Annotated in this window: 26 protein-coding genes; 10 read left to right on the top strand and 16 right to left on the bottom strand. The window is 66.3% G+C overall.

The window, feature by feature from the left end; all coding sequences use genetic code 11:
• Positions 1 to 12 precede the first annotated feature (12 nt).
• Together ACX3PH_RS13660 and ACX3PH_RS13655 are read left to right on the top strand one after the other, a co-directional pair.
• Positions 13 to 1,332, top strand: coding sequence for a hemolysin family protein (locus ACX3PH_RS13660; protein WP_459093333.1), 1,320 nt, complete (start codon positions 13 to 15; stop codon positions 1,330 to 1,332).
• Positions 1,332 to 2,372, top strand: a complete 1,041-nt coding sequence (locus ACX3PH_RS13655) for a hemolysin family protein (RefSeq protein WP_459093237.1) — start codon at positions 1,332 to 1,334, stop codon at positions 2,370 to 2,372. The genes ACX3PH_RS13660 and ACX3PH_RS13655 overlap by 1 nt, the downstream gene beginning before the upstream one ends.
• 21 nt (positions 2,373 to 2,393) lie before the next feature.
• Here the strand turns inward: ACX3PH_RS13655 and ACX3PH_RS13650 are convergent, their stop codons facing one another.
• Entirely contained in the window at positions 2,394 to 3,482 is a 1,089-nt protein-coding gene (locus ACX3PH_RS13650) for an NADH:flavin oxidoreductase/NADH oxidase (RefSeq protein ID WP_459093236.1), read from the bottom strand.
• A gap of 22 nt (positions 3,483 to 3,504) precedes the next feature.
• On the opposite strand from ACX3PH_RS13650, the gene ACX3PH_RS13645 reads away from it, so the two are divergent.
• Positions 3,505 to 4,332 carry an ADP-dependent NAD(P)H-hydrate dehydratase gene (locus ACX3PH_RS13645; protein ID WP_459093235.1) on the top strand — a complete coding sequence of 276 codons (828 nt, stop codon included), beginning with the start codon at positions 3,505 to 3,507 and terminating at the stop codon, positions 4,330 to 4,332.
• A gap of 7 nt (positions 4,333 to 4,339) precedes the next feature.
• Here the strand turns inward: ACX3PH_RS13645 and ACX3PH_RS13640 are convergent, their stop codons facing one another.
• From ACX3PH_RS13640 to ACX3PH_RS13605, 8 genes are all read right to left on the bottom strand, one after another.
• Complete coding sequence (locus ACX3PH_RS13640) at positions 4,340 to 5,014, bottom strand: response regulator (RefSeq protein WP_459093234.1); 675 nt, start codon at positions 5,012 to 5,014, stop codon at positions 4,340 to 4,342.
• A 29-nt stretch (positions 5,015 to 5,043) separates the two neighbouring features.
• Positions 5,044 to 6,291, bottom strand: a complete 1,248-nt coding sequence (locus tag ACX3PH_RS13635) for a hypothetical protein (RefSeq protein ID WP_459093233.1) — start codon at positions 6,289 to 6,291, stop codon at positions 5,044 to 5,046.
• Positions 6,288 to 7,451, bottom strand: coding sequence for a sensor histidine kinase (locus ACX3PH_RS13630; RefSeq protein ID WP_459093232.1), 1,164 nt, complete (start codon positions 7,449 to 7,451; stop codon positions 6,288 to 6,290). Before ACX3PH_RS13630 ends, ACX3PH_RS13635 begins: the two co-directional genes overlap by 4 nt.
• A 221-nt stretch (positions 7,452 to 7,672) precedes the next feature.
• Positions 7,673 to 8,545, bottom strand: a complete 873-nt coding sequence (locus ACX3PH_RS13625) for a hypothetical protein (protein ID WP_459093231.1) — start codon at positions 8,543 to 8,545, stop codon at positions 7,673 to 7,675.
• Positions 8,546 to 8,581: 36 nt separating this feature from the next.
• Positions 8,582 to 9,241, bottom strand: coding sequence for a response regulator transcription factor (locus tag ACX3PH_RS13620; RefSeq protein WP_459093230.1), 660 nt, complete (start codon positions 9,239 to 9,241; stop codon positions 8,582 to 8,584).
• Positions 9,242 to 9,312: 71 nt separating this feature from the next.
• A complete protein-coding gene (gene metX, locus ACX3PH_RS13615; RefSeq protein ID WP_459093229.1) occupies positions 9,313 to 10,518 on the bottom strand; it encodes a homoserine O-acetyltransferase MetX in 1,206 nt (401 codons plus the stop codon).
• A 121-nt stretch (positions 10,519 to 10,639) separates the two neighbouring features.
• The gene (locus tag ACX3PH_RS13610) at positions 10,640 to 11,968 is read right to left on the bottom strand and encodes a bifunctional o-acetylhomoserine/o-acetylserine sulfhydrylase (RefSeq protein WP_459093228.1); all 1,329 of its coding nucleotides are present in this window, start codon (positions 11,966 to 11,968) and stop codon (positions 10,640 to 10,642) included.
• A gap of 97 nt (positions 11,969 to 12,065) precedes the next feature.
• Positions 12,066 to 13,175: an acyltransferase family protein gene (locus ACX3PH_RS13605; RefSeq protein ID WP_459093227.1), complete on the bottom strand. Its 1,110-nt coding sequence runs from the start codon at positions 13,173 to 13,175 to the stop codon at positions 12,066 to 12,068.
• Between the two features lie 60 nt (positions 13,176 to 13,235).
• Here ACX3PH_RS13605 and ACX3PH_RS13600 point away from each other — a divergent pair, with 60 nt between their 5' ends.
• A complete protein-coding gene (locus tag ACX3PH_RS13600; protein ID WP_459093226.1) occupies positions 13,236 to 14,027 on the top strand; it encodes an SDR family oxidoreductase in 792 nt (263 codons plus the stop codon).
• 3 nt (positions 14,028 to 14,030) lie between these two features.
• On the opposite strand, the gene ACX3PH_RS13595 is transcribed toward ACX3PH_RS13600, so the two are convergent.
• The 4 genes from ACX3PH_RS13595 to ACX3PH_RS13580 form a co-directional block, all read right to left on the bottom strand.
• On the bottom strand, positions 14,031 to 15,548 hold the full coding sequence (locus ACX3PH_RS13595) for an MFS transporter (protein ID WP_459093225.1): 1,518 nt from the start codon (positions 15,546 to 15,548) through the stop codon (positions 14,031 to 14,033).
• A 35-nt stretch (positions 15,549 to 15,583) separates the two neighbouring features.
• Positions 15,584 to 15,934: an HNH endonuclease signature motif containing protein gene (locus tag ACX3PH_RS13590; protein ID WP_459093332.1), complete on the bottom strand. Its 351-nt coding sequence runs from the start codon at positions 15,932 to 15,934 to the stop codon at positions 15,584 to 15,586.
• Positions 15,885 to 17,198, bottom strand: coding sequence for a DUF222 domain-containing protein (locus tag ACX3PH_RS13585; RefSeq protein ID WP_459093224.1), 1,314 nt, complete (start codon positions 17,196 to 17,198; stop codon positions 15,885 to 15,887). Before ACX3PH_RS13585 ends, ACX3PH_RS13590 begins: the two co-directional genes overlap by 50 nt.
• A 103-nt stretch (positions 17,199 to 17,301) precedes the next feature.
• On the bottom strand, positions 17,302 to 17,868 hold the full coding sequence (locus ACX3PH_RS13580) for a TetR family transcriptional regulator (protein WP_459093223.1): 567 nt from the start codon (positions 17,866 to 17,868) through the stop codon (positions 17,302 to 17,304).
• An 83-nt stretch (positions 17,869 to 17,951) separates the two neighbouring features.
• On the opposite strand from ACX3PH_RS13580, the gene ACX3PH_RS13575 reads away from it, so the two are divergent.
• Genes ACX3PH_RS13575 through ACX3PH_RS13550 form a run of 6 tightly spaced genes read left to right on the top strand, consistent with a single transcriptional unit; the run spans position 17,952 to position 22,199 of the window.
• The gene (locus tag ACX3PH_RS13575; protein WP_459093222.1) at positions 17,952 to 18,797 is read left to right on the top strand and encodes an alpha/beta hydrolase family protein; all 846 of its coding nucleotides are present in this window, start codon (positions 17,952 to 17,954) and stop codon (positions 18,795 to 18,797) included.
• 27 nt (positions 18,798 to 18,824) lie between these two features.
• Positions 18,825 to 19,505: a uracil-DNA glycosylase gene (locus ACX3PH_RS13570; protein ID WP_459093221.1), complete on the top strand. Its 681-nt coding sequence runs from the start codon at positions 18,825 to 18,827 to the stop codon at positions 19,503 to 19,505.
• Between the two features lie 33 nt (positions 19,506 to 19,538).
• A complete protein-coding gene (locus tag ACX3PH_RS13565; protein WP_459093220.1) occupies positions 19,539 to 20,435 on the top strand; it encodes an ABC transporter ATP-binding protein in 897 nt (298 codons plus the stop codon).
• Entirely contained in the window at positions 20,432 to 21,259 is an 828-nt protein-coding gene (locus ACX3PH_RS13560) for an ABC transporter permease subunit (RefSeq protein WP_459093219.1), read from the top strand. The genes ACX3PH_RS13565 and ACX3PH_RS13560 overlap by 4 nt, the downstream gene beginning before the upstream one ends.
• A 16-nt stretch (positions 21,260 to 21,275) precedes the next feature.
• Complete coding sequence (locus ACX3PH_RS13555; RefSeq protein WP_459093218.1) at positions 21,276 to 21,794, top strand: GNAT family N-acetyltransferase; 519 nt, start codon at positions 21,276 to 21,278, stop codon at positions 21,792 to 21,794.
• A 39-nt stretch (positions 21,795 to 21,833) separates the two neighbouring features.
• Complete coding sequence (locus tag ACX3PH_RS13550) at positions 21,834 to 22,199, top strand: hypothetical protein (RefSeq protein ID WP_459093217.1); 366 nt, start codon at positions 21,834 to 21,836, stop codon at positions 22,197 to 22,199.
• 15 nt (positions 22,200 to 22,214) lie between these two features.
• Here ACX3PH_RS13550 and ACX3PH_RS13545 read toward each other — a convergent pair whose 3' ends face one another.
• From ACX3PH_RS13545 to ACX3PH_RS13535, 3 genes are read right to left on the bottom strand one after another with little or no spacing between them, the layout of a single operon-like run.
• Positions 22,215 to 22,991, bottom strand: coding sequence for an ABC transporter permease (locus ACX3PH_RS13545; RefSeq protein ID WP_459093216.1), 777 nt, complete (start codon positions 22,989 to 22,991; stop codon positions 22,215 to 22,217).
• Entirely contained in the window at positions 22,988 to 23,878 is an 891-nt protein-coding gene (locus ACX3PH_RS13540) for an ABC transporter ATP-binding protein (protein ID WP_459093215.1), read from the bottom strand. The genes ACX3PH_RS13545 and ACX3PH_RS13540 overlap by 4 nt, the downstream gene beginning before the upstream one ends.
• Positions 23,875 to 24,231 carry a GntR family transcriptional regulator gene (locus ACX3PH_RS13535; protein ID WP_459093214.1) on the bottom strand — a complete coding sequence of 119 codons (357 nt, stop codon included), beginning with the start codon at positions 24,229 to 24,231 and terminating at the stop codon, positions 23,875 to 23,877. Before ACX3PH_RS13535 ends, ACX3PH_RS13540 begins: the two co-directional genes overlap by 4 nt.
• Positions 24,232 to 24,266 lie beyond the last annotated feature (35 nt).

Below are 24,266 nucleotides of genomic sequence, written 5' to 3'. Positions count from 1 at the left end.
CCGGTGGCCGCGATGTATGAGTTGCTCATGCTGGGCGCGGGTCTGATCCTCACCATCGGCACCGGACTTTTCGTCGCCTCCGAGTTCGCGCTGGTCAACCTCGACCGCCACGACCTCGAAGCGCGACAGGCTCGCGGGGAGACCAGGCTGGCGATGACGATCGCCGCCCTGAAGATCACCTCGACCCACCTCTCCAGCGCGCAGCTGGGCATCACGCTCACCACGCTGCTCACCGGCTACACGCTGGAGCCCGCCTTCAGCAGCATGCTGCGGGGGCCGTTGTCCGGCCTGGGCCTGCAAGCCGGAGCGGTCTCGGTGGTGGCGTCCATCATCGCGATCGTCATCGCCACATTGCTGTCGATGATCATCGGTGAGTTGGTCCCCAAGAATTTCGCCCTCGCGCTGCCGCTGGGCACGGCAAAGCTGGTCATCCCGTTCCAGGTGGCGTTCACCTGGGTGTTCCGCCCGGCCGTTGTGCTGCTCAACGACACGGCCAACGTCATCCTGCGGTCGATCGGAATCGAGCCGAAGGAGGAGCTGTCGTCCGCTCGCACGGCGGAGGAACTCACCTCGCTCCTGAGCCGGTCGGCGAAGGAGGGCACGCTCGAACGCGACACCGCGACACTGCTGGCCAGAACGCTGATCTTCAGCGACCACACCGCGTCGGATGTGATGACCCCACGCCCGCGAGTGGCCAGCGTCGACCGCAGCGATTCGGCGCAGGTGGTCATCGACCTGGCCAAGCGCACCGGACTGTCCCGCTTCCCGGTGATCGACGACAGCATTGACGAGGTTGTCGGCCTGGTGCACGTCAAGCAGGCCGTCGCCGTGCCGAGGGAGAAGCGGGCGGAGGTGCCGGCATCCGCTTTGCAGACGGATGCCCTGCGCGTGCCCGAGACGATGAAGCTCGACACCCTGCTGGCCGAGCTGCGTCAGCGCGGCTACCAGATGTCGATCGTGGTCGACGAGTACGGCGGTACGGCTGGCGTTGCGACCCTCGAGGACCTCGTCGAAGAGCTGGTCGGCGAGGTGTCCGACGAGCACGACCGCACCAGGGCCGGGGTGGTGCGCTCCCGCAACTGGCTGACTTTCCCCGGGATTCTCCGCCCGGATGAGCTGCGCGAGCGCGCCGATGTCGTGGTTCCGGAGGACGGCCCGTATGAGACGGTCGCCGGGTTCATCATGAGTGAGTTGGGCAGGCTTCCGGTGGTCGGGGACACGGTGACAACGGATGCCGGCGAGTTCCGGGTTGAGCGTCTCGAGGGTCGGAGGATCGACCGCGTTCGGTTCACCCCGACGGTCGAACCCGATCCTGAAGCGGGTGAGGGCTGATGTCGGATTGGTGGGGTATCGCCTGGCTGGTCATCCTTCTCGTGGTGAACGCGTTCTTCGTCGGCGCTGAGTTCGCCGTGATCTCGGCCCGGCGGTCGCAGATCGAGCCGAGGGCTGAGGCTGGTAGTCGCGCAGCGAAGACCACCCTGTTCGCGATGGAGCACGCGACCCTCATGCTCGCCACCAGCCAGTTGGGCATCACGATCTGCTCGCTGTTGATCCTCAACGTGTCTGAGCCTGCCATCCACCACATCCTGGAGGCGCCGCTGGCCCTGACCGGCTGGCACGAGGATGTCATCGGTGGCGTCGCCTTCGGAATCGCTCTGGCGATCGTCTCCTTCCTGCACGTGGTGCTCGGCGAGATGGTTCCTAAGAACCTGTCCTTCTCGCTTCCCGACCGGATGGCGCTGATTCTGGCGCCGCCGCTGGTCGCCTTCGCCACCCTGTTCCGGCCGGTAATCTTCAGCCTCAACGCGACGGCGAACGGCGTGCTGAGGTTGTTCGGCGTCGAGCCCAAGAACGAGGCGACCAGCACCTACACCTTCGATGAGGTCGCCAACATCGTTGCCCACTCCACCCGCGAGGGGGTACTGACCGACAACACCGGCGCGCTGTCGGCGGCCTTCGAATTCTCCGAGAAGAAGGCGAAGGACGTCGCTGTCGGCATGGCGAACCTCGTCAGCCTGTCTGAGGCGGCGACTCCGGCCGAGGTGGAGCGGGCTGTGGCGCAGCACGGCTTCTCGCGTTACGTGCTGGTCGGCGACGACGGTGAGCCCAGCGGCTACCTCCACCTGAAGGACGTCATCGACCTGGAGGACGCCGGCGAGTTCCACGAACCGGTGCCACCGAAGCGCATCCGCCAGCTGATCACGATTTTCCGCGAGACCGACCTGGAGGACGCCCTGGCGGCCATGCGACGCTCAGGCGTGCACCTGGCGCGGGTGTTCGATGAGGACGGTGCAACGACCGGCGTGCTCTTCCTCGAGGACATCATCGAAGAGCTGGTCGGCGAGGTCCAGGACGCAACGCGTCGCATTTAGGCAGGACGCTGCGCGTCGGATCTAGCCCCGGTGCGCCCGGTGGTACTGCCGCGGTGCATAGTCGATCTCGGCTCCCAGTTCGTGCGCTGCCAGCAACGGGAAGTGTGGGTCGCGCAGCAGTTCCCGACCCATCATGACCGCGTCGGCCCGGCCTTCGGCGATGATCGCGTCGGCCTGTTTCGCCTCGGTGATCAGGCCGACGGTGCTCACCGGAACGGATGCCTGCTCCCGCACGTATTCGGCGAGTGGCACCTGGTAGCCGGGCCCGAGCGGGATGTTCGCACGGCCCAGGATCCCACCGGAGGACACGTCGAAGAGGTCGGCTCCAGCATCCGCCGCCCAACGCGCGACACGCGCCGTCTGTTCCGGGTCCCAGCCATTCTTGTCCTCTGGCGCCCAGTCGGTCGCCGACAGGCGCACGAACACGGGTACGGTCTCGCCGACTGCGGCGCGAACTGCAGAGACCACGTCGATCAGCAGCCTGGCCCGGTTCTCCAGCGTGCCACCGTAGTCATCGGTGCGGGTGTTCGACAGCGGCGAGAGGAATTGGTGGAGGAGGTAGCCGTGCGCGGCGTGCACCTCGACGACATCGAACCCGGCGGCGACGGCGCGGCGGGCGGCATCCGCGAAAGCTGTGACAATCGCGGGGAGTTCCGCGGCGTCGAGTTCCCGCGGAAGGTCGAGGGTGGCGAACGGTGCGGGGGAGGGTGCGATGGTCTGCCAGCCGCCATCGGCGACCGGCCGGGTCCCCTTGCGCGGGCCCCACTCGCGCCAGACTGACGCCTTTCGCCCGGCGTGCGCCAACTGGATGCCCGCCTGAGCGCCCTGCGAGTGGATGAAGGCGACGATGCGGGTCCAGGCGTCGCGTTGAGCATCCGTGTAGATTCCGGTGTCCTCGGCGGAGATGCGTCCCTCCGCGGTGACCGCGGTGGCCTCGGTCATGACCAGTCCGGCACCCCCGCGCGCGAATGAGCCGAGGTGCACCAGGTGCCAATCGGTGGGAACGCCGTCTTCGCGGTCGACCGAGTACTGGCACATCGGCGACACCCACAGGCGGTTTCGAAAGGTGGTCGAGCGGATGCCGTAGGGCGAGAAGAGGCCGGAAGTCACCCGATCAAACTATCGTGTCACCATGACCGGTTACCGGCAGTGGACGGATGCGGAGTCGGCGGCGCTGATCGCGGTGCCCGGCCCGGACGCAGACAAGTATTCGCGCGGCGTGCTCGGCATTGTCACCGGCTCGGAGCGGTATCCGGGTGCCGCGGTGCTCGGTGTGGAGGCGGCGATTGGCACCGGTGTCGGCATGGTCCGTTACCTGGGCGCCGCCGCCGACCTGGTGCTTCAGCGTCGTCCTGAGGCCGTCATCGTTCCCGGGCGCGTGCAGGCCTGGCTGCTCGGATCGGGGATCGACTCCGGTGACCGGGACCAGGAGACAACCGATCAACTGCTGTCCGCAATCGCGGAGGGCCTGCCGACCGTCATCGATTCCGGGGCCCTCGACCTGATCGGCCGGGTGACCGGCCCGACCGTGATCACCCCGCACTTCCGGGAGCTGGCCGGCGTGCTGGGGGCGGATGCCGGCGAGGTCGCCGCTGATCCCGCACTCTGGTGTTCGCAGGCGTCAGACCGACTCGGCGTCACCGTGCTGCTCAAGGGCACCTACACCCGGGTCGCCGGCCCGGACGGTTCCCGGCTGGTGGCCGGCCCGGCGACCGGCTGGCTGGCCAGCGCGGGGACCGGGGACGTGCTCGGCGGGGTGCTGGGCGCTCTGCTGGCGACGCACTCCGAAGCCGTGTTGGCGCGTCCGGAGCTGCTGCCCAGGCTGGCCGCATCCGCCGCCCACCTTCATGCCGCTGCGGCGGAGTTGGCGAGCGCCGGCGGACCGTTGGCTGCCTTGGACGTCGCCGACGCCCTGCCGGAGGTCGTGGCGCACCTGTTGCGGACGCATCCGCCACAGTGAGTGGCTGCTAGAAGTCCGACCGCGGGAGGTCGCTGCTCAGCAGGATGCCGTCGGTGATGGCCTGCTTGCGCAGCCCCACCTTGGTGCCGACATCGATTCCGGCAATGCGGTACTTCTCGCGGATGCGCTTCAGGTACGACTTCGCGGTCTCTTCCGAGATGCCCAGCTGGTAGGCGACGGCCTTGACCGGCTCACCGCCCCCGTACAGCGCCATGACGCGTCGCTCCTGTGCGCTGAGCTTCGGTGAGCCACCGATGTCACCAGAATTGAGCGCGAGGTCGAGCTCGGCCGAGACGAACGACTCGCCCTTGGCCGCAGCGCGGATCGCCTCGACGATCATCGTCGCATCCTCGCTCTTCACCAGGTAACCCAGTGCACCGGCCGCGAGGGCCTCCCGCACCACGTTCGGGTCTGAGTACGTGCTCATCAGCACGGTCTTGACACCGGTGGTCTTCAGGGTCGAGATCTTCAGCGAGATCGGGATGTTGTCCTTGAGGTCGAGGTCGAGAAGCACGACGTCGACCGGGAACTCCGGATGAGTGAGCAGTTCCGGCCAGCTGGAGACTGCTGCCACCATGGTGAGATCGTCCGTCGCAGTGCGGACCCACTCCGTCAAGGCGCTGAGCAGCATCTTGTGGTCGTCGACTATGGCGAGCCGGATGGGGTTGGATGCTGGGAACAAGGGATTCCTATCTCTTCACTACAGGCATGCTATTGGTCTGCCGGGTTTTCCACGATGCACTGGATGTCGACACGCAGGCTGGACGACTCGACGCCATCGTTAAAGTCGCCAACGCGGCTGAGTGCTTCCCATACTGCGGGTCCCACCCGATTCCGTGCCACCCCGGTGGTGCTGACGACGACGGGAACGCAGATCTTGCCCATCGGGATTCCGGGCACAGCCGCGTTCGCCGGGCCGAGGGTGAGCTTGATGTTCGCTGGGGACTTGCGCTTCTCGCTCACCAGCAACCAGATGGCAGCGAACAATCCGTCACGCTGACCGGGGTTCAGCAGGCCGGCGAGGCTGCCGGGATCGGTAAGCACCACCGACTTGCCGAGCGTCTCGGATTCCGTGACCGCGTGGTACAGCCAGGTCTCCCGTCGCCCCTCGATCAGGTGCAGGCGCAACTCGGTGGCGAGCGACGCCGCGGTCGAGGCGATCTTCGGCGTCAGCGGAAGCTTGGTGCGTCCCGTCGCCACAGAATCGAGCAGCTCCTCTGCTGCGAGGTCGAGCCTGGCCAGCTCTTCGGATGCGAGCATGCCCACCGCGAATCTCGGGGCAGACACGGTGCTCTGAACGAGTACCCGGTCCAGCTCCGTCTGCACCAGGTGGCGGAACATCCGTACCATGTACACCCCGATCAGCGGAGGCACGGCGGCCAGGGCGACGACGGCCAGCTGGGAGGGGAGGGTCTCGACCGATGGGGGCGAGCTGAGCGGGAACGCGACGGCGAACACGGCGACGAGCGCGACCGTCGGGATGAGAATGTCCCTGGTCGACCGCAACGTGACGGCGATCAGGAGCCCGGCCCCGGCGGCAGCGGATGCTGACGACCAGGCGGCGACATTCCCGAGCGGCCAGATGGCGATGAAGTCCAGTGCGATGACGACGGCGATCATGACCAGGATGCCCGCATACATCCAGCCCGGAAGGTTCTCGCCGCGGGCGGCGATGGTGACCGCGACGGTACCGAGTGACGAGATGAGCAACAACCAGGCGATGGAGACGAGGAGGATGTCCGGGTAGTGGTCGTAGGACCAGGCGAACCGGGCGAGGCCGATCAGCACCAGGAGTCCTGCGACGATGCCGGTCCCGATGCCGAGCCGTCCGGTGCCGAGCCTGGCTCCCATCGCCTTGGCCTGGCGCATGGCCCGCGTGGTCGTGGTGCCGCCCTGCCCGTTACGGCCGCGTCGGCGCCCGACGATCACGCCGAGGGTGTTCTCTTCTGTGTAGCTCACGCGCGTGGTACCTCCAGCACGACGGTGGTGCCGGCACCGGCGGCCGAGAACAGCCGGGCGCTGCCGCCGACTTCCTTGAGCCGCCCGACAACAGAGTCCTTCAGGCCGAGTCTCGCCTCGTCGACGTCTTTGATGTCGAACCCCACCCCGGAATCGGTGACCATGGCGCGGATCATGGTGTCGTCGTCGGTGATGGTGACATGGGCATCCGTCACCCCGGAGTGACGCCTGACGTTCTCCAGGCATTCCGCGAGAGCGAGCAGGAAGGCGTCGAGCACGTCACTCGGCAGCAACACCTGCCCGGTGCCGTGCCAGCTCACCTCGAGCCCCATCCGCCCGAAACGCTGCTTCACCGATTCGAGGGTGGTTCCGAGCGCCGTCTCCTCGACCGGTTCGAGGTTGTAGTCGCCGGATGCGGACGGCATCGGCACCGTCCCCAGTCTCAACTGGCGCAGGAGCCGTGCGTCGTCTGCCGCCTGCTGCCGCATGGCCTCCGGGGCGACCCCGACACCGGAGTGCGCGAGGAGGGTGAGCGTTGCCAGCACGGTGTCGTGGAGCAGGCGGGCCGACTGGCGGCGTTGCGCCTCAGTCTCGCTGGCACGGCGCTCGGCCCGGTGGGCGCGGCCGATGCTGTAGATGCGGCGGGCGGCCAGCGGAATACTCGAACTCAGCCAATAGGCGACTATGGCGACCATCGCCCAGCCGACCATGGTGATGAACCAGACGCGGCCCAGCGTCTCCCCGGTTGCCGTCCAGGAGACCACGGCGGCCGTCGCTGCCACCGCGACAAGGAGTGCCAGCATCCGGATCCGGGTGTCGAGAAGGACCATCGCGAACGCTGCCACGCCCCCGCCGGTGAGCGGGATGATCGCGGTCAGGGTTGCGGAGCTTGCCGGTTCGGTGAACGGGTAGAGGGTGGCGGCCACGATGCCGAGCCCGGCGGCGATACCCCCGAGCACCAGCGGCAGCGCCCTGGTCGCGGCCACGAAGTAGAGACTGGCCAGCAGGGCGATGAACAGGGGGACGATTGCGACGAGACGCCCCGGCTCGACAACGCCGGGCACGAGGAAGATCGCCAAGGAGACGATGCTGAAGCTCATGCCAACCATCCGTGAAGACCGCTGCAGGAGCCGATCCCGTTCCTTGGCAAGGGTTTCCACCGTGCAATAGTCACATACTGTGACCTCAACTGGGGGTGCAACGCCGTCCATACGGGCATTGCAAGCGCGTACAGTCAATTCGTACAAGAGGGGCAGGTCGGGTAACCGACCGTCACAGTAGGGCCAAATGGGGTGCGAAACAGCCTGCGGGTTGTTGGCGCACGTTGCGAAGAGGGTCGCGGGAAACCGCGACCCTCTTGCCGTTCCCGCGACCCTCTTGTTCAGCGATCGGTGCAGGCGTCGCCCAGGTACGAGTACAGCTCGCCCTTGCGGTCATCGGAAAGTGCGAAATAGCGGATGCCGGTGGCATCCCCGATTGCCACCCTCAAGGGGAGCAGCGTGCCCCGTTTGTCCTCGGCGACAGCGTGGGCGTCACAACGGGCAGGCACGAGCGGGACGGTGAGCCGCATTGGCGCGTCCGTTCCGTCGACCATCAGGTCGACCGGCAGCGAGTCCCGCGGCGTCGCGCTCGCCGGGTCGAAAAGCCCGAACAGCACCGTGTCGTCGACCGATTCGATGGTGAAGGAGCCTGGTGCGCCTGTCGGGGTCACCGCCAGGTCGACGAAAGCGACCAACCGGCCGTCGACCGACTCGACTCTGAGCTGGTCCGGTTCGGCCAGGGTGGCGACCTCGTCCATCGAGTGCTGGAGGCAGTCGCGCTCGGTCACGCCATCCAATTGGTCCAGCGGGTCGTCGGGCACCACCGTGATGCTTCCGGCGCGGCCAGACTCGAGTTCGAAGTCGAGGCGCACTTCAGTTGCTCCCTCGCTGCTGTCGCACACCGGCGCGGTCAGGGAGACCGGCAGGTCCAGCGTGCCGCCGGCCCTGACCGTGCTTGGTGCCTTGGCGTAGCGCGCTGGCTCGGCGAAACGGGGGGAGGAGAACGCCATCGCGGTCACGGTGAGCGGGGCATCCGTCCCGTTGACGATCCGCACCTGTAGGCGACGGTCTTCAGTATCCGGTCGGTTCTGGTGCACGCTGACCTGCACGCCGGAAGGCAGGCTCGCCTGGGCACTCGGCGAGCATCCGAACAGCGGGCACAGGGTGACGGCGAGCAGCGGCACAACGGCGGTCCGCAGCATCCGAACAGGCATGCACACATGGTAGAGCCGCGGCTTGGCCCGCAGCAGCTATTCGGGGCTCAGCCAGCCCTCAACGGTTGCCTGGCGCCGGAGGAGAATCCGGGTGCCGATATCGATTCCGGCAGCCCGGTACTTGCGGCGGCCGCGCTTGATGTACGACTTGACGGTGTCCTCAGTGGTGCCCATCGCGACGGCGACCTCCTTCACCGGCCGGCCGGCCGCGTAGAGCATGAGCGCGCGCCGCTCCTGGTTTCCGAGCCGAGGCGTCGACGCGTCGCCGACAGTGGCGAGCGCCTCCGCCATCGGCCGGTTCCCGTACTGGCGACCGGCCGCCGCGCACTCGATCGCCTTCACCAACTCGTCGGTCGACTCGCTCTTCGGGATGAAGCCCTTGGCGCCGTAGCTGATCGCGGTGGAGATCGTCGCCGCGTCGGCGTGACGGCTCATCACCACGGCGTGTGAACCCGCAGCCGTCAGCGTCTTCAGCTTGGTGCCGATCGAGAGCTGGTCGCGCAGGTGCAGGTCGAGCACGACCACGTCCACCGGGAACTCCGCATGGCACAGGAGGCCGACCCAGGTGGCCTCACTGGCGACGACGCGGATGCCGGCCTGGTTCGCCAGCCGGGCGGTGATGCCCTCAAGGACCAGCGCGTGATCGTCCACCACGGCGACGCGGATGGCGGACTCCCGGGCCGGTTCGCTACCCACGACGGTGCCCCCTCACGAGCTGGCGACCCGCTGGCAGGGTCACGACCTACTCACTGAGGGTCACTCTAATATCAACTGGCGAGAAGCCGCAGCAATTCGGTGCCGACAATGTCTTCTTCGATCAGGAACCCGTCGTGGCCGAAATCCGAGTGGATCACCACGGCATTGCCGCCGTCGATGTTGTTGCCGAGGTGCCGGGCGATCTCGGTCTGTCCTTCGACGGGGAACAGTCGGTCGCTGTCGATGCCGAGCACCAGGCTCTTCGCTGTCACGGCTGCGAGTGCGGCGGCCACCCCGCCGCGGTCCCTGCCGATATCGTGCGAGTTCATCGCATTCACCAGCACGATGTAGCTGTTGGCGTCGAACCGCCGGCTGAACTTGTTGCCGTGGAAGTCGAGGTAGCTCTCCACGGCGAATTTGCCGCCTCCGCCGAGCGGGTCGATGCCGCTCTGCCAGCTGCGCTGGAAACGGTTGTTCAGTTCGGCGGGGGAGCGGTAGTTGAGCAGGGCCATGCGCCTGGCCAGTGCGAGGCCGCGGTGCGGGCCGTCGCCGTCTGCGGCTTCGTAGTATTCGCCGCCGTGGAAGGCGGGGTCCATCTGGATCGCCTCGAGTTGCACCGAGTTGAGGGCGAGCTGGTCGGCGGATGCCAGCGGCGGTGCGGAGAGGACGGCAACCCGTTCGACTCGCTCCGGATGTCCGACGGCCCACTCGAGGACGTGCATGCCGCCCATCGAACCGCCGACCACGGCGGCCCAGCGGTCGATGCCGATGTTCGTCGAGAATCGCGCCTGCGCCTCGACCTGGTCGCGAATGGTGACGTACGGGAACCGCGAGCCCCACTCGAAGCCGTCGACGGTGTGCGATGCGGGCCCGGTGCTGCCCTGGCACCCTCCGAGGATGTTCGGTGCCACGACGAACCACTTGTCGGTGTCGAGGTACTTGCCCGGACCGATAATGCCAGACCACCAGCCGGCAGTCGGGTGCCCGGTGCCGGCTGGCCCGATCAGGTGGCTGTCGCCGGTGAGGGCGTGCAGCACGAGGACGGCGTTGGTGCCATCCTCATTGAGGTCGCCCCAGGACTCCCAGGCGATGCGCACGAACGGGAGGTGACCGCCGCGCTCCAGGTCGAGGGCGCCGATTCCGACGAACTTGCGGTCTCCGGGTGGGTCGCCGTCGCGCCAGGCTCCGGTCGCCGAGGGCTTCCCGAGCAGCGCTCGGCTGTTCGCCTCGGTGACGAAGCTGAGCGGAACGCTGTCTTCTGGGGTCTGCCAATCCATGTCTTAGCCAGTATCGCCGGTGTGCGCCGCTCGCAGGAATTTGTTACATCGCTTCCGCCGCGAGAACGCAAAAAGTCACCCAAACACAGAGTTGTGGGTGACTTTTCGCGTTCTCGTGATGTTACGCGTTGCGTGCCAGCTCCACGACGCCACGTGCTGCGGCCAGGCCGGCCTCGAGGTCGGCCTTGATGTCCGCGATGTTCTCGAGTCCCACCGACAGGCGCACCAGCCCAGGCGTGACACCGGCGGTGAGTTGCTGCTCCGGCGTGAGCTGCGAGTGGGTGGTCGATGCCGGGTGGATGATGAGGCTGCGAACATCCCCGATGTTGGCGACGTGGCTGAACAGGCTGACGCCATCGACGAGCGCGCGCCCGGCATCCACACCGCCCTTCAGCTCGAACGACAGCACGGCCCCAACGCCCTTCGGCGCGTACTCGTTCGCCTGCTTGTACCAGGGGCTCGACGGCAGGCCGGCGTAGTACACGGTGTCGACGTCATCACGAGCATCCAGCCACTCGGCAATCTCCTGGGCGTTCTGCACGTGACGCTCGACCCGCAGGCTCAGGGTCTCCAAACCCTGGATGAGCTGCCAGGCGCTTGCCGGTGCGATCGACGGCCCCAGGTCGCGGAGCAGCTGCACGCGAGCCTTGATGATGTAGGCGATCGCGTCGCCGAGCACGGTGGTGTAGCTGGCGCCGTGGTACGACGGGTCCGGTTCGGTCAGGCCGGGGAACTTCTCGACATTCTTCGACCACTCGAACTTTCCGCCATCGACGATCACGCCGCCCATGACGGTTCCGTGGCCGCCGAGGAACTTGGTGGCGGAGTGCACGACGATGTCCGCCCCGTGCTCCAGCGGGCGGATCAGGAACGGTGTCGCAATCGTGTTGTCGGCGATCAGCGGGACCCCGCTGGCGTGGGCGACATCCGCAACCGCACGGATGTCGAGCACGTTGATCCGCGGGTTGCCGATCGTCTCGGCGAAGAACAGCTTGGTGTTCGGGCGAACGGCACGGCGCCACTCTTCCGGGTCGTCCTGGTTCTCCACGAACGTGGTCTCGATGCCGAGCTTGGCCAGCGTGTACTTGAACAGGTTGTAAGTGCCGCCGTAGATGGAGGACGACGAGACGATGTGGTCGCCGGCCTGGGCGATATTGAGCACGGCGAGGGTCGTCGCCGATTGGCCGGAGGCGAGCAGGAGTGCCGCGGTGCCTCCCTCGAGCGCCGCGACGCGCTGCTCGACGACGTCCTGCGTCGGATTCTGGATGCGCGTGTAGATGTTGCCGAACTCGGCCAGTGCGAACAGGTTCTTCGCGTGCTCGGCGTTGTTGAAGACGTAGGCGGTGGTCTGGTAGATCGGTGTCGCCCGCGAGTTGGTCGTCGGGTCCGGCTGCGCACCGGAATGGATTTGCTTGGTCTCGAACTGCCAGTTCGCTGAGGTGTCGCTCATCGGGTGCTCCTTAGATTGTCTGCAAGTCTCGTGCAGCGAGCCTAAGAACCGCCGAGTGCCGGGTCAACGCCGGGCGAAACATGACGTAACCATTGCCTTAGCGGTCGCGGCGGGATCCGGTGGGGTCGACCCGGGACGCGGCGGGCTGGCGGTCGTCGGGCGCCAGGAAGAGCCAATGCGGCTTCGGTTCGATCAGCGGACGGAACAGCCTGCGTACCGGCCTGGAGGCGAGCGCGAAACTGATCAGGATGCAGACGACGATCATGCCGCCGAGCCAGGGGAAGGTGGGGTGGTCGCCGCGCAGCACGCCGGTCTCCCTCAGCGGGTAGAGCACGAAGCTGTGCAGCAGGTAGATGTACATGGTCGCCTGGCCGAACTGGGTCAGCCAGGTCTTGTTGCGGGGAACCAGCACGAAGAATGCGGCGCTGAGGAGCGTGGCGAGCACGATCAGGCCAAGGCGGATGAGGCCGGCATACCAACTGTCCTCGCCGAGTCCGACATAGGAGTCGTCGTAGAAGAACCAGAACCGGAGGTCGATGGTGCGCCACGTGTCGATGAAGACCCAGACGACGACGAGCCAGGCGGCGAACACCACCAGGGCGCCCGTCCGCACCCACCACGTTGGCCGTTCGGCGAACCGCCACTTGTCGACCAGCCCCCACTCCTTGAGCTTCCAGCCGAGCACGAAGAACGGAAGGATCCCGATCGCGCGGGAGAGGGAGAAGGTGCTGTCGACGTTGGTCAGGTAGCCGACCCCGACTGAGAACACCAGGGCCCAGACCAGTGGCAGGCGGAGCAGGGCGAGGTAGGGCAGGATGAGCCGGAAAATTCCGAGCGCGAGCAGGAACCACAGCGTCCACGACGGTTGCGACGGGTTGAACTCGCGCTTGCCTTCGACCAGGAACTGCACGAGCGTCCAGATCGTCTCCATGATGAAGTAGGGCAGCAGGATGTCGGTGAGCACCTTCTTCATCTGGCGCGCGCTGGGCGGTCCCGGCCGGGAGAAGTAGCCGCTGATCATCGCAAACGCCGGCATGTGGAACGCGTAGATGAACAGGTACAGAATGAGGGCATAGTCATCGTCGTAGGTGATCCGCTGGATGCCGTGGCCGACGACGACGAGGGTCACGCAGAGGAACCGGGCGTTATCCCACACCGGGACACGCTTCTTTCTCGCCGCTACCTGACCGGTCCCCGTATCCGTCACCTGCCCACCGTAACCCGCTTCGTTGTGGAAGGCTGGGAGTCCGGACTCTGAGGGGATGCGATGAGCAACAGGCGTGTGGTGGTGACCGGAGCGAGTTCCGGAATTGGTGCGGCGACGGTCCGCCTGTTCCGTGAGCGCGGCTGGCAGGTCGTCGGGGTCGCCCGCCGAACCGAGCGGCTGAAGGAGCTTGCCGCCCAGACCGGTGCAGACGTTTTCACCGCAGATCTGACCGATCAGTCCCAGGTGGATGCCCTGCGGGGTTACCTGGAATCACTGGGCCCGGTTCACGCGCTCGTCAACAACGCGGGCGGCGCCCTCGGTGTCGCATCCGTCGAACACAGCGATCCGGAGGACTGGACTCGCATGTTCGACGTCAACGTGGTCGCGGTCAAGCGGGTGACGAGTGCCCTGCTTCCGCTTCTGAGGCGCGCCGCGGCTGAACCGGATGCTGACGGCGTCGCTCACGCCGACATCGTAACCGTCACCTCGATCGCCGGGCACGTGGCCTACGAGGGTGGCGGCGGGTACAACGCCGCCAAGTTCGCCTCCCACTCGCTGATGGGCGTGCTGCGTCTCGAGCTGGCGGGCGAGCCGATCCGAGTGATCGAGATCGCTCCGGGAATGGTGAAGACGGAGGAGTTCTCCCTGGTGCGACTCGGCGGTGATCGTGCCAAGGCCGACGCCGTCTACGACAACGTGCCGAATCCCCTCTATGCCGAGGACGTCGCATCCGCCATCGTGCACGCGGTCGAACTGCCAGGGCATGTCAACCTCGATGTGGTGACCATCAAGCCGGTGGCGCAGGCGGCCCCCCACAAGGTCATCCGTGGTGAGTTGTCCCCCCGCCTCTGACCGCTAGACCGCGGCCGGCTCATCCTCCAGCTCGTCAGCCACATCGGCGAACGCCAGTTTCGGCACCACGAAGAGCAGCAGCGCTGCGACGAGGGCCCCGCTGCCGCAGATGATCCAGACGAGCATGTACCCGAACAGGCTGGATGCTGTGCTTCCGGCGACCTGGACGGCCCCGATCACCAGCACAATGGCGAACACGGATGAGGCGAACGAGCCTCCGATGGTCTTGGTCGTGTTGGTGAGCGCAGCCGAGATGCCGGTCTGGCCGCGCGGTGCCGCAGCGGCCGCGGCGGCGGGCATGGCGCCGACCAGCACCCCGGAGCCGAGGCCGGCGATGAACATGTTGGTGAAGACCTGCCAGGTTTCGAGGTGGAACGGGATGAAGAGGAAGTATCCGGCTGCAACGAGGAACGCCGCGATGATCAACGCCACCCGTGGCGAGGTCTTCCTGGACAGCCAGGGGAAGAGCAGCGCGCCGATGATCATCGAGATCAGGTAGACACCGATCAGGATGGAGCGCTGGCTGGTGCTGAGCCCGAGGCCGTAGCCGTTGAACTCCGGGTCGGTCCCGGCGTAGGCGGCGAGCGGGGCCTGGGCTCCGAGCAGGCTGATGCCGATGAGTCCGGCGGTCAGCTGCACCGGCCACATGGTGGGCTGCGCGAGGACGCGCAGGTCGATGGCCGGGTCTTTCTGCCGCAGTTCGTAGCGGGTGAACGGGATGAACGCGAGTACGCCGGCGATGATCAACACCCACACCCACCAGGTGTCGATCGGGTTGATCTTCAGCAGGCTGAGGCCTGAGGTGATCATCAGCAGTCCGACGGTGAGGATGCTGAATCCGACCCAGTCGAGGCTGCGGTCCGGCAGCGGGGTGGACTCCGGTACCCCGAACAGGATGACGAAGAACACCAGGGTGACGGCGATGGCCGGGACGACCATGGTGGGCACGATGGCCGTGGACAGGGCATCCGCACCACCGAAGAGGTCGAAAACCATGCCGCCGCCGAGGGCGCCCAGAATGGCACCGGTTTCCAGGCCCACGACGAGGAGTCCTGCCGCCTTTCTGGTCTGGGATGCGCCGGTTCCGGTGGTGCGCCCGCGGTCGAAGATGAGCGCCACTTCGAGGGGGAGCCAGACGGTGTAGAACCCCTGGAGGGTCCACGCGATGAGGAAGCTGGTGAAGTCGCCGGAGAATGCGAGCCACCAGGTCGCTCCCGCGGTGAGGGCGGTGGAGACCAGCAGGATGCGCTTGTGCCCGTACATGTCGCCGAGCTTTGCGAGCACCGGCACGACGATCGCCGAGAGCAGCAGTTGTGTGCCTTCGAAGATGTTGAAGTCGGCGTCGTTGTCGAGGTCCAGGTGGTTCACCAGGTCCGGGATGAGGGGCACGTAGTACCCCTGCAGCATTCCGCTGACGATCTCAACGAAGAAGAGGTAGCCGATGAGCGCTGCAGTGACTGCTCCGGCTTTTCCACGGAACGCCCTGGCGACGAGTGACTCGCCCTTCACCTGTGAAGTCATGTACGGATGCTAGTGGTTCTGCACCGTACAACCGGTTAGGCGGCGTTGTCTTGCGGTTGCTCGGGCTCGTCGCGCTTGGGTGGGTCGGGCTCTGACTGCGCTTGTTGTTCGCATTCACTCTTCACGCGCTGTTGTTGTTCTCGTTTGCTGTCGCGCTCTCGTTGTTCTTGTTTGAGTCGTTCGACGTGCCGGGTGGGTGATCGGCTGGCGGGGTGCCAGAGTCCGTCGCCGCGCAGCCAGGCGGGTGCTTTCAGGTGGGGTGTCTTGTTGATCATCTTGATGTGCCAGCCGGAGGTGGTGATGGTGCGGTGGTGGTACCAGCAGAGCAGGACACCATTATCGGTGTGGGTGGGTCCGTTTTCGCTGTCGGGGGTGACGTGGTGAATTTCGGTGGCGGCGGCGGGGATGGTGCAGCCGGGGATGATGCAGCCGCCATCGCGCAGGGTTATGGCGCGGCGTTGGTTCGGGGTGAAGCAGCGTTGTTCGGAGCCGAGGTCGATGATGGCGCCGTTCCGGTCGAGGGTGACCTGTTGGCTGCCGCCGGTGCAGATCATCTGGTGGACGGCCCGCAGGGAGAGGGGCACGGTTTGACCGCCGAGTCCGCCGAGGGAGACGAAGCCGGCGCCGTGCCCGGAGTGCAGGGTCGTCGGCGGTGACCTGGACCAGGACGGTGGGTGAGGCTCCGCCGATGGTGGGCGCCTGGCCGGAGCGGGCGAATCCGTCGATCATCGCAGCGAACACGTCGTGGCGTTGCTGATCCGGGGTGCGGGTATCCACCGGCCCGGGCGCCGGCTCGGTGGAGACATCTCCGGTGGTGATGCCCCCAGTCGAGGCACCCTCTTCCACAGGCTGGTGCCCTTCGGGCAGGAAGGCGGGTGCGGTTTTGGGGGTGAGGCAGGCGTCGAAGACTTTCCCGAGCCGGCCGTGCACTTCCGGCATCAGCGCGTACCGGCCGTGGACCAGGCCATCGGCGCTGTTATAGCTGCCCGGGCTGAACGCTCGCCTGCCCATGGCCTTCTCTTCGGTGGGGAGGGTGCCGTCCTGGTCGAGGAACACCCGCCACACGCTTGCCTGGCCGCGGATCTCTTCGGCCGTGCACGGCACCGGGGAGTCCGGGCCGGTGCCGGTGGCCGCGGCGACCAGTTCGGCTTCGGCCCGCTGCACCTCGGCAACATCGGCCCGGACCAGGGTCGGGGATAGTTCGGTGACGATCGCGCTGGCCGCGTCGACCCCGAGGGTGCCGTCGTGGAGGGCGGTGGCGATGTGCGGGAACCGGGGCGGGAAGAGGTCTCCGGATAGGGCCACCTGCACCCGGGTTTCGGCGCCGAGTTTCACCCGGCGCCGCACCGTGCCGGTGGAGGTGAGGGTGACCCGGCGGAGCAACTCGACCGCATCTCGGCAGCCTTTGCGCACGGCGAGGGAAGCGGAACCGAGGGTGGGGCGGGACCGGTGCTGGAGTTCCCCGGCGGCTTCCACCCGGCGGGCATCCACCACCCGGCCGAGGCGTTCCAAATGCCCGGTGGTGACCAGCAACGTGTCATCCGAGACCGGGCGCAGCGCCCCGGTCGGCAGCACCGTCTCCAACGAGGTGACGAGAGTGTCGATCAGCTGATCGACCTCGTCTTCGAAGATAGCAACGGAACTGGACATGCATCAATTCTCCTACATTCGTACCTGTATCTGAAGGAGATTCAGCAATCTGTGGAGAACAAATCCACCGACAACTGGGGAGGAGAAGACGGTGAGTCGCGTCTCAATGCAGCATCGACCGTGCGTCGCGCAGGGCGGCCTCCACGCGCTCACGGTCATCAGTAGCCAGCAAATCCAGCAATAGGCCCCGCACGATAGCAATCGCGAGAGTCGCTCGTGATCTAGCCATGCCCTCTGGCAGGTTCGCACGCCGGTAAGCGTCTTCGAGGGGTGGAAGCCAATCAGACACCACTGAATCAAGGAACAATGTGTAGTCCTGCGGCCTTCGGAGGGCTGTCCCATACACCTCGAAGAACAAGACGTAGAGAGCCCGGTGCGCAGGGTCCGTAGCCCATCGCCACACTCGATCCAGCATCTCGCCCGGTGTCGCGGGGGTCGCTGGCACACCGCCCTCGTCCGCGATACTCCTCAATCGGTCGCGGACGCGGTTCATCACCAGGGAGAGCAACTGCTGCTTCCCACCGAAATGATGGGTCAGCAGCGATGGGTCGACCCCGACTGCCCGAGCGATTGCTCGCAGACTGAGATCGCCCAGACCCACTGACACGGCGTGGTCCACCGCGCCATTAAGCAACTCGTCGCGCCGCTGCCAGTCGACAGAGCGAGCCATGGTGCCCTCCTTGACCGATTCATTGAACGCGTGTTGAATGAATGATCCCACATCAACACCTCAGCTGCGACAAAGGAAATGCAATGATCGAACGAGAGAGCGTGCGCATTTCGCGCCCGGATGGCTCAAGATTTTCTTTCCAGTGGTGGCCGCCACCAACACCGCGAGCACCGGTCTACCTCGTGGTACCGGCCATGGGAGTCGGAGCGCGTTTCTATCGACCGTTCGCAACTGCGCTTGCTGGCAGCGGTTGCGGTGTTGCCGTCACGGAGCAGCGGGGGCACGAAGAGGTTCACCCGTCGATCCCGGGACGTCGGCGTGACTTCGGCTATGCGGATCTGGCGGATGACCTCGACGCCGCGATAGATGAGGTGCGTGTACGCGCACCCGATTCTCCTATCGTGGTCACGGGTCATAGCCTGGGTGCCCATGTGGCGTGCGTGAGCGTGGCACGCGGGCATAGTGCGGTTGACGCACTGGCATTCGTCGCTGCTGGGTCGGTGTACTGGCGACTGTGGCCGCGCCGCTATCTCCTCATCACTCAGCTGTTCGTTGTCCTCTCCACGATCGTCGGATATTTCCCTGGGCAGCTTCTTGGCTTCGCTGGTCGGGAGGCGGGCGGTGTGATGCGAGACTGGGCTCGCTTGGCGCGTTCCGGCCGCCTCAGCTATGGCAGCCCTCCCGCTGACGCCGGTCATGCGCTAGCCGGCCTGGAGCTCCCGGTGCTGCTTCTCTCCCTTGAGGACGACACCCTTGCCCCCCAGCGGGCCGCCGACGGACTGGCGGCGCTCCTGCCGAGCGCTCAGGTTACCCGCCGCCACGTGGCGGTGCACACGGAGAAGTCGCCCCACTTCGGCTGGGCGCGTCAGCCCGACGTCGTGGTCTCCGAGTTACGTGACTGGACATCCCAGTGGGTGCGGTCGGCATGATCACTCCCTCGACATTAGGCTCGACGCATGGTGCCAGCTAGCCCATTGCGGGAGCTTGTCGACCCGCAGTGGGCCGAGGCGCTTGAACCCGTTGCCGACGATGTGGCGCGGCTGGGCGACTTCCTCCGCGCCGAGGTTGCGGAAGGTCGCGGCTACCTTCCCGCCGGGCCCAACGTGCTGCGCGCGTTCACCTATCCGATGGCGGATGCCCGGCTCCTGATCGTCGGACAGGATCCGTACCCGACCCCCGGCCACGCCGTGGGGCTCGCGTTCTCCGTCGACCGGGCAGTGCGACCCGTTCCGCGGAGCCTGCAGAACATCTACCGCGAGTTGTACGACGATCTGGGCATCGAGGTTCCGCAGCACGGTGACCTCAGCCGCTGGGCCGAGAACGGCGTGGTGCTGCTCAACCGGGTGCTGACGGTGCAGCCCGGTGCTTCGGGCTCGCACCGGGGCATGGGCTGGGAGGCTGTCACGGAGGCAGCCATCCGCGCCCTCGTCGAACGAGACGCCCCGCTGGTCGCCATCCTGTGGGGCAACGACGCGGCACGCATGCAGCCCCTGCTCGGCAGCACGCCTGTCGTCGCGTCCGCCCATCCCAGCCCGCTGTCAGCCTCCCGGGGATTCTTCGGTTCCCGTCCGTTCAGCCGGGCCAATAGGCTTTTGGTGGAACAGGGTGCCAACCCGATCGACTGGAGACTCGAGTGAGCGCGACGCTCGCAGAATGGTTATAGTTGTTATATGCCAACTAGAACAACAATAGAGATCAACCGACTGTCGAAACGGTTCGGTGCTGTGGAGGCCGTCTCCGACCTCACCTTCAGGGTGGAACCCGGCACCGTCACCGGCTTCCTCGGCCCCAACGGTGCAGGCAAGACGACCACGCTGCGGATGCTGCTCGGGCTGGTGCGACCCACCGAGGGAACCGCCACGATCGGCGGCACCAGTTACCGCGACCTGGATCGGCCCATCGCCACGGTGGGCACCGCCCTGGAGGCGGCAAGCTTCCACCCCGGCCGCACAGCGCGCAACCACCTCGCGGTGTACGCGGCTGCCGCAGGCATCCCGCGTGCCCGGGTCGGAACCGTGCTCGAGACGGTCGGCCTCGGCGCCTACGGCGACCGTCGCGTCGGCGGATACTCGCTGGGGATGAGGCAGCGCCTCGGCCTGGCGATGGCACTGCTCGGCGACCCGCAGGTGCTGGTGCTCGACGAGCCGGTCAACGGACTCGACCCTGAGGGCATCCGCTGGATCCGGACCTTCCTGCGCGAACTGGCGGCAGAAGGGCGCACCGTGCTGGTCTCGTCCCACCTGCTCAGCGAAGTACAGCAAAGCGTCGACCGCCTGGTCGTCATCTCGAAGGGCAAGCTCGTCTACGAGGGCGGCCTGGCCGGCCTCGACACCGAGACCCGCGTGATCGCAGACTCGCCAGACCGCGGCATGCTCGACGCCGCGCTGCTGGCAGCCGGCGCCGAGATCGAATCATCAGCGAGCGGAGTCATGGTTTCTGCCCTCACTGCACTCGAGGTCGGGGCCATCGCGCACCGTGCCGGCGTGCAACTGAGCCTGCTTCACACCCAGCAGGGCGGGCTTGAGAAGGCCTTCCTCGATCTCGTCGGAGAAGGGAGCCAGCCATGAACGCCATCCGCGCAGAATTCGTGAAACTGGTGACCACCAAGATGTGGTGGATACTGCTCGTCGTGCTGCTGGCCTACGTCGCGTTCACCGCCACCATCCTGGCCTTCGCCTTCAGCTCCGGCACGACCTCCGCAGACGCCGGTGGAATGCCCAGCCAGGGCGCACCGCAACTGCCGGCGGATGCCCTCCCACCGATCATCTACAGCATCGCCCATTCGATCGGCTACGTCTTCCCGCTGCTGCTGGGGACGCTCGCCGTGACCGGTGAATTCCGGCACCAGACCCTCACGCCGACCTTCCTGGCCACGCCAAGGCGGGGGAGGGTGCTAGCCGCGAAACTCGTGGTGATGGCGCTCTTCGGCGCGCTGTACGGGGTGGTCGCCGTAATCGCGGCAGTCGGTCCCGGCGCCGCAATCCTCTCGATCGATGATGGGGTCACCGGGCTCGATGATGGTGACCTCTGGTCGATGTTCGCAAGGATCGTGCTCGCCATGGCGCTGTGGGCGATCATCGGTGTCGGTGTCGGCGCGTTGATCCCCAACCAGGTCGCCGCCATCGTGGTGGTGCTCGCGTTCACACAGTTCATCGAGCCGATTCTCCGCACGGTGGCAGCCGTCGTCGACTGGGCGGCAACCATCGGCAACTACCTTCCGGGAGCGGCCGGCGACACGCTGGCCGGCGCGAGCATCTTCACGGCGCTCGGGATGAGTACCGGAGAGACACCGGCGCTGGAGTGGTGGCATGGCGGACTGCTCCTGTTGGCGTACGCCCTCGTCACCACCGTCGTCGGCTACCTGGTCGCCTGGCGCCGGGACGTCACCTGATGCCGTACGCCCGGCGATGACTGGCGAATCGCCCCGCCTGCGGGAGCTCCGTGATGAGGATCTCCCGCAGGTGCTCGCGATCTACAACCACTACGTGGCCACGTCGACGGTGACCTTCGACGAGCATCCGCTGTCACCCACCGCCTTCCAGGCCAAGGTGGACCAGGTGCTGGAGCGTCGCCTTCCCTTCATCGTGGCGACGGATGCCCGTGGCGACGTTCTCGGGTACGCCTACGCGTCCGGGTGGAGGCCCAAGGCGGCGTACCGGCACACGGCGGAATGCTCGATCTACCTGGCGGCCGACTCCACCGGTCGTGGCCTCGGACGTGCGCTGCTCACGGAGCTGATCGAGCGGAGCCGGACGGCGGGCATCCGGGAGCTCATCGCCGTGATTGCCGACGAAGGCGCTGAGGCGTCGGTCGCCCTCCACCGGAAGCTCGGGTTCCGCGAGATCGGGCATCTCACGACGGTCGGCTACAAGTTCGAGCGCTGGCTGGGAACCATCCTCATGCAGAAATCGCTGCACGCCGACTGACCCGAGTCGGGCGGCGCGGGACGTGGCTACCATCGGTGTATGCCCGAAGCACCCCGGGAGCGCCCCGAGAATTACACCCTGCTCCACTCGTTCAGCGGCCACGTGAAAGCGCGGCCGCGCGACGTGTTCGACGCGATCGCCCGGCGGCTCGACCCCGGAAGTGGTTCGGGCAGCTACTTCACCGCCGATCCGCGGGCCTACCTGGTAATCGCGCAGGGCGGCTGGTGGTATCGCGGCGAGTACCGGGTGGTGCCGGATGACCATGGCTCCCACGTCGAGCACGTCATCCTCAACGTCGCCCAGAGGGGTCACAAACTGGGCGCCTGGACCGGACGGAAGGTCATCGCGGACGCACCGGTCGAGTTCGCCAAGCTGTTGCGGCAACTGCGTCTCGAGCTGGAATGAGCGCAGAGGCGCAGTTCAGTTCTTCGGCGTCGCCTTCCGCAACAACCTGAATCCGGTGAGCGCCGCGAGCGCGGTCGGGATCAGGCTCCACAGGGCGACCCCCATGGCGCCGTTGGCAAGGAACCACTCACCGACCAGCGGCCAGCTCTCGGTGAACGTGGTCAGCGCGACCAGCCCGACCAGGATGATGGTCAGCGCCGCGAAGAAAACGTACATCCCATTGGCCCGCCATCTCACGTAGACGGATGCTGTTGCGGCCCCCACGAAGAAGAAGAAGAGGAACACCAGTAGGAACAACACGAACTGCTGCAGTGGATTCTCGGCGCTGAAGTAGATCACGTCGAACATGGCTCCGCCGAAGCCCCAGCCGTCCGTCGCCCGCTCGATGGTCGCCATGATGGTCATGATGGCGGCGTAGTACACGCTCAGCAGCACGAACATCAGGGACGAGCCGAGATAGAAGTCCCGCCTGGTGACGCTGTAGCCGAGCGCGAACGGGAACGTGAGGTTCACCGCCTGCACAGCCACCACCATCATGTACACGAAGATGAAGGTGGATGCCCCGCTGAACTGCATTCCCTGCGATGCGTCGGCGGCATCGTCGGTGCCGACCGCCGAGAAGATCAGCCACCAGATCGTCAGGTTCACCAGGAAGATGAACCCCAGGATCAGCAGGGGGAGCACCATCATCGGGAACTTATTGGTCAGGTGGAGGCGGGTGACGTTCAGGATTCGCTGAAGCTCTCCGCCGGAGCGTTGTGCCTCGGTTCCTGGTGTGGTTGTCGTTGTCATGCGCTCTGCTCGAATTCTGTGTTCGACGTGTTCGTCTTGCGGACAATGAGTTGCTGGAGGGACACCGGCGACAGTTCCAGCCCTGCGGCTGAAGCATCCTGTCGCTCGGCGGGGCTCAGTGAGCCGATGGTGACGGATGCCAGGCCGCCGATGCCTTCGCGGTGCAGCACTTCGCGGCGCCCGACGAAGGCATCGACGGCAGTACGCGTGCCGACCACCGTGGTGGCTGACCCGCGAACATCCTCGGCATCTTCATCGATGATGATGCGGCCATCGTCGATGACCAGCACGTGCTCCAGCAGGTTGCTGACCTCGTCGATCAGGTGGGTGGACAGCACGACGGTGCGCGGATGCTCGGCGTAGTCCTCGAGGAGGCGGTCGTAGAAGATCTGGCGTGCAACCGCATCCAGCCCCAGGTACGGCTCGTCGAAGAAGGTGAGTGGCGCGCGCGAGGCCAGACCGACGATGACACCGACCGCCGACAACTGTCCGCGGGAAAGCTTCTTGATCCGGTGCTTCACTGGCAGGCGGAAGTCTGCCACCAGGCGGTCGGCGTAGTCGGCGTCCCAATTGCGGAAGAACCAGGGGGCGCTCTTCAGCACGTGCTTCACCTGGAAGTCGTCCGGGTACTTCTGGCTCTCCTTGATGAATGAGACGTTCTGCAGCACTCTGGCTGTCTCAACCGGATTCTCGCCGAAGACCTTGATGCTGCCGCTGGTCGGGAAGTCCTGCCCGGTGAGCAACTGCATGAGCGTGGTCTTCCCGGCGCCGTTGCGGCCGAGGAGCCCGTAGATCTTGTTCTCCTCGATCGAAAAGCTGACATTGTCGACAGCGTTCAGCGTGCCGAAGGTTTTGGTGAGGCCGGTGACCTCGACTATTGCGGTCATTGCGTTCCTTCTGTCTTGATCATGTCGGCGAGCTGCGTGTGGGTGATGCCGAGCTTGGCGGCCTCCGCGACGAGTGGTTGCACGTACTCGCGCTGAAACTGGTCGCGGCGCGTGGCAATGATGGTGGATCGTGCGCCTTCAGCGACGAACATGCCGATTCCTCTTTTCTTGTACAGGATTCCCGCGTCGACGAGCAGGTTCACGCCCTTCCCGGCCGTGGCGGGGTTGATGCGGTAGAACGCGGCGAACTCGTTGGTCGACGGCACCTGGGTTTCCTCCGGAAGGGCACCGCCGATGATGTCGTTCTCGATCTGCTCAGCGATTTGAAGGAAGATCGGCCTGGTTTCATCCACTGCGCCTTCCTCCTTCCTTTGTTTATTGGTTAGCT

Source organism: Homoserinimonas sp. A520, assembly GCF_054489245.1.
This window is presented reverse-complemented; position numbering and strand designations above follow the sequence as displayed.